8 protein-coding genes are annotated in these 8,808 nt (G+C 60.5%); 6 read left to right on the top strand and 2 right to left on the bottom strand.

Features of this window, described 5'->3' with window-relative positions:
• On the top strand, positions 1-974 hold a 974-nt coding region (locus HQL98_16085), incomplete at its 5' end, for an adenylate/guanylate cyclase domain-containing protein (GenBank protein MBF0273564.1).
• Positions 975-1,011: 37 nt separating this feature from the next.
• Here HQL98_16085 and HQL98_16080 read toward each other — a convergent pair.
• Together HQL98_16080 and HQL98_16075 are read right to left on the bottom strand one after the other, a co-directional pair.
• Positions 1,012-1,173: a hypothetical protein gene (locus tag HQL98_16080; GenBank protein ID MBF0273563.1), complete on the bottom strand. Its 162-nt coding sequence runs from the start codon at positions 1,171-1,173 to the stop codon at positions 1,012-1,014.
• Positions 1,174-1,206: 33 nt separating this feature from the next.
• Entirely contained in the window at positions 1,207-1,824 is a 618-nt protein-coding gene (locus HQL98_16075; GenBank protein MBF0273562.1) for a threonylcarbamoyl-AMP synthase, read from the bottom strand.
• Between the two features lie 152 nt (positions 1,825-1,976).
• Between HQL98_16075 and ilvD the strand changes: the two genes are divergently transcribed.
• The 5 genes from ilvD to HQL98_16050 form a co-directional block, all read left to right on the top strand.
• Positions 1,977-3,821, top strand: coding sequence for a dihydroxy-acid dehydratase (gene ilvD / locus HQL98_16070; protein ID MBF0273561.1), 1,845 nt, complete (start codon positions 1,977-1,979; stop codon positions 3,819-3,821).
• Positions 3,822-3,888: 67 nt separating this feature from the next.
• Positions 3,889-5,805 (top strand): methyl-accepting chemotaxis protein, encoded by a 1,917-nt coding sequence (locus tag HQL98_16065; protein MBF0273560.1) that lies wholly within the window; start codon positions 3,889-3,891, stop codon positions 5,803-5,805.
• 31 nt (positions 5,806-5,836) lie between these two features.
• Positions 5,837-6,907 (top strand): chemotaxis-specific protein-glutamate methyltransferase CheB, encoded by a 1,071-nt coding sequence (cheB, locus tag HQL98_16060; protein ID MBF0273559.1) that lies wholly within the window; start codon positions 5,837-5,839, stop codon positions 6,905-6,907.
• Positions 6,904-8,421 carry a protein-glutamate O-methyltransferase CheR gene (locus tag HQL98_16055; protein MBF0273558.1) on the top strand — a complete coding sequence of 506 codons (1,518 nt, stop codon included), beginning with the start codon at positions 6,904-6,906 and terminating at the stop codon, positions 8,419-8,421. The genes cheB and HQL98_16055 overlap by 4 nt, the downstream gene beginning before the upstream one ends.
• Before the next feature lie 3 nt (positions 8,422-8,424).
• Positions 8,425-8,808, top strand: a 384-nt coding sequence (locus tag HQL98_16050; protein MBF0273557.1) for an Hpt domain-containing protein, incomplete at its 3' end; no start/stop codon positions are given.

Below are 8,808 nucleotides of genomic sequence, written 5' to 3'. Positions count from 1 at the left end.
GTCGCACGGATATGGTCCTCCCTCTGGCCGCGCCCCTGGCGTTGACTTTACTGCTTTATTTTGTGCATGCCAGTTTTGGCGTCTTTTCCCTGGCCCTGCGCAACTCCCGCTGGACGCGGCTTTTCGCCCAGCATCTCCCCCCCGCCCTGATCGCGGAACTGGGTCAGGTCGGCCCCCTGGCCACCCAGAGAAAAAAACGGGAGTTGTCGGTTTTGTTCATCAACATACGTGGCTTTTCCACCATGACCGCCCGTATGGATCCGGAGGATCTGGCCTCGCTGCTGGATCACTATCTCACCCGCATCACCCAGGCGATCCATGCCGAACGGGGCACCCTGGATCGATACATGGGGGATGTGGTCATGGCCTTCTGGGGCGCTCCACTGGACAACCCCCGCCACCCCCGCGACGCGTTGCGCTGTGCTTTGAAAATCGTGGCCTCCGCCGATCATCTCAAGGATGAATTCCAGGCCAAAGGGTGGCCGCCCCTCAAGATTTCCTTGGGGCTGAACAGCGGATCCACCCATGTGGGAGAGATGGGATCCCGTTTTCTCACCGCCTACTCGGCGGTTGGGGAGACGGTCAATCATGCCCGCAGACTGGAATCCCTGGGAAAACGCTACGGGGTCTCTCTGGTGGTGGGGGTTCATACCCGGGATGCGCTTCCCGAGGTGGTGTTCCGGGAGTTGGATCGGGTGCATGTGCGGGGCGAGGCGGAACCGGTGGCCATTTTCGAGCCGGTGGGATTTGTCGATGAGGTCAGCGCCGATACCCGTTCGGAACTCGACACCTATCATCAGGCTTTGGCCCTGTATCGCAATCGCCGTTGGGAAGAGGCCAGAAAACGGTTCCAATTGCTGCTGGAACGGGATCCGGAACGCCAGATTCACGAAATCCATCTGGCCCGCATTTACCGGTTGGTGGCCAATCCTCCCGGCGAAGGCTGGGACGGGGTGTTTCCTCCCCGGGGATGATTCACCGGGGTCGGCAAAAAAGTTTGTAAAAGCCTACTCACAATCCTAGGCGTCGCAGCAGCCATTGAGAAAAACGTTGCACCGCCCGCCAGAGGGTATCCCGTCCCGAGGGGCTCAATCCGATCCGGATGTTGCGCTTTCTCAGCAGGTAGGAGACAACGACACCGATGAGGATCAGAAGGAAAAAAAATTTGAACATGCCAAGGGTTTCCGTTGAGGGATGGTCGAACGTCTAGGCAAAGACAGTCGGATCACCGGCCCCGGCCCGCAGCACCACGGGAGTGGGTCCGGTGAGATCAACCACCGTCGAAGGAGAGGCGGGCAGCATTCCGGCATCGATCACCAGATCCACCAAGTGGTCGGTGCGGGTATAGATGACGTAAGGATCGCTTAAGATTTCGGTCTCGCCGGAAAAACGCATCGACGTGGACAGCAACGGTTCGCCAAGGCTTTTGAGCAGTTCCAGACAGATGGGATGATCCGGGATTCTCAGTCCGATGGTTTTGCGTTTGGGCAGGATGGTTTTGGGTACCTCCCGGGTCGCATCCAGAATAAAGGTGTAAGGACCGGGGAGAAACCGTTTCAGCAACCGATAGGTGGCGTTGTCCACCCGGGCGTAATGGGCGATGTCGGAAAGGTCCGAAACCAGGATCGACAATTGATGGGAAGAAGCCAGTTGCTTGATGCGCATGATCCGCTCCACCCCCTTGCGGCTGGACAGGCCGCATCCCAGGCCATAGGTCGTATCGGTGGGATAGACGATCACGCCGCCTTCCCGCAAGACCTCGGCGACCTGGGTGATGAGTCTGGGCTGTGGATTCTTGGGGTGAATATTGATAAACTGTGCCATGGTGTGCGGTTCTCTTTATCGTTTTGGCCGTTTTTTTCCTGTCCATTGCAACCGACTTCACGCCATTATTCACCACATCGGACCCTTTGACAATCCATCTTGGCGCGTCATCCAAGGCGCGCCTTCTTTATCTTTCACGCCTGGAGAGATTCATGCCCGCCTATCGTTCCCGCGTTTCCACCCATGGCCGCAACATGGCCGGCGCCCGCGCCTTGTGGCGGGCCACCGGCGTCGCCGAAGCGGAGTTTGGTCGCCCGATCATCGCGGTGGTCAACTCCTATACCCAGTTCGTTCCCGGCCATGTCCATCTCAAGAATCTGGGGGATCTGGTGGCCGGAGAAATCCGCGCAGCCGGGGGTATTCCCCGTGAATTCAACACCATCGCCATCGACGACGGCATCGCCATGGGCCATGGGGGCATGCTGTACTCCCTGCCGTCGCGGGAAATCATCGCCGACAGCGTCGAATACATGGTCAACGCCCACGCCGCCGACGCCATGGTATGCATCTCCAACTGCGACAAGATCACCCCCGGCATGTTCATGGCCGCCATGCGCTTGAACATTCCGGCGGTGTTCGTCTCCGGCGGTCCCATGGAGGCGGGCAAGGCCACCTTGGAAAACGGATCGGTCAAAAAACTCGACCTCATCGATTCCATGATCGCGGCGGGCAATCAGGAGGTTTCCGAGGGGGATCTGACCACCATCGAGCGTTCCGCCTGTCCCACCTGCGGATCCTGCGCCGGTCTGTTCACCGCCAACTCCATGAACTGCCTGATGGAGTCCCTGGGTCTGGCCCTGCCGGGCAATGGCACCATTCTGGCCACCCACTCCGCCCGCAAGCAACTGTTCCTGGAGGCGGGACGGTTGATCGTGTCGTTGTGTCAACGTTATTACGAACAGGATGACCATTCGGTCCTGCCCCGCTCCATCGCCACCTTCCAGGCCTTTGAAAACGCCATGTCCCTGGATATCGCCATGGGCGGTTCCACCAATACCGTGCTGCACCTGTTGGCCGCGGCCCGGGAAGGGGACGTCAACTTCACCATGGACGACATCGACCGGCTTTCCCGTCGGGTGCCCTGTCTGTGCAAGGTGGCCCCCTCCACGGATCGTTATCATATCGAAGATGTCCATCGGGCCGGGGGCATTCCCGCCATTTTAGGGGAGTTGCGCCGCGCCGGTCTGCTGCACGACTCCTGCGCCATGGTCCACGCCCCGACCCTGGCCGCCGCCTTGGAACAAGAAGATATCGCCTCCCCCGCAGCCAGCGATCGGGCCAAAATCCGTCATCTGGCCGCCCCCGGAGGCCGGATCACCACCGAACCTTTCTCCCAGTCGGCCCAATGGCCCACCCTCGATCTGGATCGGACCGAAGGGTGCATCCGGAATCTGGAGCACGCCTACTCCAAGGATGGGGGATTGGCGGTCTTGTTCGGCAATCTGGCCCGTGAGGGATGCATCGTCAAGACCGCCGGGGTGGACGAGTCGATCTGGAAATTCGCGGGTCCGGCCCGTCTGTTCAACAGTCAGGAAAGCGCCTGCGACGCCATTTTAGGGGATCGGATCCAGCCGGGAGACGTGGTGATCATCCGCTATGAAGGGCCAAGAGGCGGACCCGGCATGCAAGAAATGCTCTATCCCACCACCTTCCTGAAATCCAAGGGACTGGGCAAGACGTGCGCGCTGATCACCGATGGCCGCTTTTCCGGGGGTACCTCCGGGCTGTCCATCGGTCATGTCTCCCCGGAAGCCGCCGAAGGGGGCATCATCGCCTTGGTGGAAGAGGGAGACCGGATCGAAATCGACATCCCCAACCGCTCCATTCAACTGATGGTCTCCGAAGAGACCCTGGCCACCCGACGGGCAGCCATCACCCGTTTTGTCCCCGAAGGCCGGGATCGCCCGGTCTCGGCGGCGTTGCGGGCCTATGCGGCCTTGACCACCTCGGCGGCCAAAGGCGCGGTGCGGGATCTGAGCCGCATCGAATCGGTCTGAAACGTGGCCTTGATGGCGGGTTTTGGCTCTTTACGACTTTTGTAAAATCGACGTGCGAGGACGCATCATGCTGCAACATCTGCGACTGTGGGCCAAGATCATGCTGGTGATGGGATTGGCCATCGTGCTGGTCGGTGTCTCGCTGACCTTTGTCAACCTGTCGAGCATGAGCGACCTGATTCGCGAATCGGAACGAACCGCCTTGGACGCCCATCTCAAGGCGGTTCACAACGCCATCGCCGCCGAAGCCCGTTCCGCCGAGACCATGAGCGTTCTGGTGGCCAACATTCCTTTGGTGCAGGAACGGTTCAGCGCCGGGGACCGCAAAACCATCGAAGAGCTGTTTGTTCCCGGTTTCAACGTGTTGTCGAAGCAATACGGGGTGGAACAGTTTCAGTTTCACACCCCTCCGGCCACCTCCTGGTTCCGGGTCCACAAACCGGAGAAATTCGGGGATGATCTCTCCTCGTTTCGCCACACGGTGGTTGCGGCCAACCAGAACCAAAAGCCGACCCGGGGCCTGGAAGGAGGCGTGGCTGGTCTGGGCGCCCGGGGCATGGTGCCGATCACCCATCAGGGCAAACACATCGGCACGGTGGAGTTCGGTCTGTCTTTCGGACAACCCTTCTTCGACGCCTTCAAGCAGATGAACGGGGTCGATGTGGCCTTGCACATCTTGGACAAGGACGGTTTCAAGACCATGGGATCCACCCTGGGTGCCAAACCGGTGCTGGATATCGAAACCATGAAAAAAGCCATGAACGGTGACGATCAATTGCAACACCGGGAAATCCATGGCGATCCTCACGCAGTGCTGGCATCCCAGGTGCAGGATTATTCCGGCAAGTCCATCGGCGTGCTGGAAATCGCCATGGACAACGTCACCTATCACGCCGCTTTGCATTCGGCCCGTCTCACGGCTCTGGGTGTAGGGGTGCTTTCCATTCTGGTGGGGCTGATTCTCACCATGGTGATCGCCCGTCATCTGGTGCAACGCATCGATACCGTGGTGGCCGGAGTCAACCGGGTCGCGGCTGGAGACCTGACGGTGGAAATCGCGCTGGACGGCAGCGACGAAATCACCCAACTCTCCCGGGCCACCGGCGAAATGCGTCTGAAGCTCCACGAACTGGCCTCCGAGGTGGGAGCCAGAGCCATTCAGGTCCACAAGGCGGCCAAAGAGATTGCCGATGCCGTGGCCAGTCAGGCCACCACTTCCACCCAGATGTCCTCTTCGGTGGCGGAGATCACCTCCACCATGGAAGAGCTTTCCGCCTCCTCCACCCAGATCGCCGAACAGGCCCGCTCCGTGGTCGAAATCGCCAACCAGACCCTGGACGGCAGCCGCAAGGGATCCGAGGCCATGCAGATCGTGCTGGGGCGCATGCACGACATCCGCGACGACCGGCAGCTCGGATTGCAAGAGATCGTCGATCTCGGAGTCAAGTCCAAACAGATCAGCAAGGTGATGGAAATCATCAACACCGTGGCCGACCAGACCCGGCTGATCGCCTTCAACGCCGCCTTGGAGGCCTCCAGCGCAGGCGAGGCGGGCAAACGGTTCTCGGTGGTGGCCAGCGAAATCCGTCGACTGGCGGACAGCGTCACCGACTCCACCAAGGAGATTGAATTCAAGATCAACGAGATTCAAGACTCCATCAGCCGTTTGGTGGTCAATTCCGAAAAAGGCACCGTAGGCATCATGGCGGGCACCACCGCCACCACCCACTCCGCGGAACGGCTCGGAGAGATCGTCAAGGCGGCCAGCCATACCACCAATTCCGCCCAGCAGATCTCCCTGTCCACCCAACAGCAGAAAATCGCCAGCAATCAGGTGGTGGTGGCTCTGCGGGAAATCGTCACCGCCAGCACCCACACCGCCCAATCCATCACCCGCATTTCGCAAATCAGCAAGGAGATGCTGGGACTCTCCGAACGGCTGGAAGGTCTGGTGGGTCAGTTCAAGATCACCGACACGCCTTGAACCTGACTTGATCAAAGGCCCGGGAAAAATCATGCCCACCATCCGTGTCGTCATTGTCGATGACAGCCTGTTGACCCGCCAGATGTTGCGGATGCTGTTTGAAACCGCCGAAGGCATTACGGTGGTGGGAGAAGCCTCCAACGGCAAACAGGCCGTGGAGGTGGTCAGGGCACTCAAGCCGGATCTGGTCACCATGGATCTGGAAATGCCGGTGATGGGCGGTCTGGAAGCGATCGAAGAGATCATGTGCGCCAAGGCGGTGCCGATTCTGGTGTTGAGCAGCGTCGCCGATGCCCGGGTGGCCCTGGAGGCCATGGAACTCGGCGCCCTGGAGGTGATGGAAAAACCTGACATCTCCCCGGAGTCCACCGCCCAACTCATCGCCCGGGTGCAACTGTTGTCCGGGGTCACGGTGGTGACCCGCATGCGACCCCGCAAGGTGGCCCGCCTTGCCGCATCTCCGCCAGTGTCGATGCTGTCCCATGATATTTGGTCTCTTCAGGGCTATCCTTATGTGTTCGCCCTCGCCTCGTCCATGGGTGGACCCCAGGCTCTGGCCCGGATTCTGCCAGAGTTGCCGGCGGACTTTACCTGTCCGGTGGTGATTGCCCAGCACATTTCCGATGGCTTCGCCCGAGGCATCGTCGAATGGCTCGCCTCCCTGTGCGCCCTGCCGGTACGACTGGCCAGCGACGGGGAACCTTTGCAACCCGGCGTGATCCACGTCTCCCCTTCGGAGTCCCATTTCACGGTATCCATGTCCCGACGGGTGGCCCTGGTGGAACGTCGCGCCACGGATATCTATCGGCCCAGTTGCGACCACCTGTTGCGCTCGGTGGCCGAGGTGTTTGGAAAACGCGCCATCGGCATCATCCTGACCGGCATGGGCAGTGATGGCGCTCAAGGCATGGTGCGTATCCACGAAAAAGGGGGGGTGACCCTGGCTCAGGATGAGGCCAGCTCCTTGATGTTCGGCATGAACCAGGTCGCCATCGGCACCGGAGCGATCCAACGGGTGCTGCCGGTGGAAAAAATCGCCGCCGAAATGATCCGTCTCTCCCGGCTCGAACTTCCCACGATGGGCGCGGGGGGATGGCGATGATCCCCTTCGATCTCGAACCCTTCAAAACCCTGATCCGCGATCGCTGCGGCCTGAACTTCGAGGCCCGCAACGAAGAGACCCTGCAACGTGCCCTCCACGAACGCATACGTCATCTGGCCATCCGACCCGGTGATTATCTGCCCCGACTGCTGACCAACGAACGGGAATTCCAGGAACTGGTCAACCGTCTCACCATTAACGAAACCTACTTCTTCCGGGAACCCGAACAGATTCGGCTGCTGGTCAACTCTCTGGCCCCCCGCAAGCTGATCGCCCGGGAAGGCCAATCCCCGGTACGGGTGTTGAGTGCCGGGTGCGCCTCCGGCGAGGAGCCATACTCGTTGGTCATGGCCCTGATGGAACGTTATGGGGAGAGTGTGGGCCGACTGTTTCAGTTCATCGGTTGCGACATCGACAGCGTGGTACTCGCCAAGGCGCGTCGGGCCTGCTACACCCAATTCTCTTTCCGGAGTCTGGATGAGTCGTTGCGCCGCCGTTATTTCCACCACGAACCGGGGGGTGGACACTGCCTGGACGACGGAGTGAAAAGCGTGGTGGCCTTTCATCAATACAACCTGTTGGCAGACGCCCCGCCTCCGGTGCTGCGCAATATTGATATTTTATTTTTCCGCAATGTTTCCATTTATTTCAATGTTCCTACGCGCCGGCTCATCCTGGAAAGGCTGGCTTCGCTGCTGCGGGAGGACGGTCTTTTGATCGTGGGCATCTCCGAGACCATGGCCAACGACCTGGGGGTGTTGCGCCTGATGGAAGAGGATGGACAATACTATTTCGTCAAGGGCGCCCCGGCGGAAAAACCGAATCCCTATCCGATGCTGGCGCCGACAGCGCCTTTGTCCCTGACAGACTGGAAGCCGACGGAAGGTCTCCATCCCTCCCCTCCCACGGCTGCGGAAACCGCTCACCCGCTCTCTCCGCCACTCCTGGCCGCCTCCCCGCTGTCCCCTTCCCCAACGGCGGACAGCTTCGCCCGCGATCTGAGCGAATCGCGCCGTCTGCTGGAAGCCAAACGTCACGACGAGGCCCTGATCCTGCTCGACACGCTGTTGGCGGTGCAACCCGCCCATCTGGCGGCCCGGCTGCTCAAGGCCCATCTGCTGCTGTTGCGCAAGGATTTTCATACCGCCGAAGCCATGGCCCGGCTGGTGCTGACGGAGGATTCCCGTTGCATCGACGCCCTGATGCTGCTCGGATTGAGCGCGAAATGGCGACAACAGCCCAGCGAGGCCATCGGGTGGTTCAAACAGGTGGTGTACTGGCGTCACGAATGCTGGCCCGCCCACTACTATCTGGCGGATCTCTACCGCGCCTGCCACGAAACCGAACGGGCCAGACGGGGCTATCGGGTAGTGATGCAACTGCTCTCCGGTACGGTTTCTGATACCGGTATGCGTCATATTCCTCTGGAACTGCCGGTCGCCGAAATCCGTTTCCTGTGTGAACATCAGCTCGCCAGACTCGGCATGACCCCAGCCCATTCCCGTATGCGGTAGGCCATGGCCATCGACTTGAAAAAATTCATAGGCCGCTTCGTCGAGGAAGCCCGGGAGCACATCCGGCAAATCCACGAAGGATTGGCGCGTCTGGATTCCGGAGATCCCGGGGTATTGCATGGGGTGTTTCGCTCGGCGCATACCATCAAGGGCTCCTCGCGCATGCTCAAGCTGACCCCGATCACCGAAATCGCCCATCGGATCGAGGATGTGATGGCGGCGTTGCGGGAGGGCAGCGCACGGATGTCCCCGGAGATGGGAGAGGGCATCCGTCGTGGGGTTGATGCGGTCTCGGTGCTGGTGGATGCTCTGGCGGAAGTCCCGGACGGGGATCGCCTGCCCCAGGCCGATCCCGCATTGTTGACGGAACTGTCGGGATTGATCGCA

Source organism: Magnetococcales bacterium, assembly GCA_015231755.1.
Classification (GTDB): domain Bacteria; phylum Pseudomonadota; class Magnetococcia; order Magnetococcales; family Magnetaquicoccaceae; genus Magnetaquiglobus.
The sequence above is the reverse complement of the archived record's forward strand: the minus strand, read 5'-3'. Positions and strand labels throughout refer to the sequence as shown.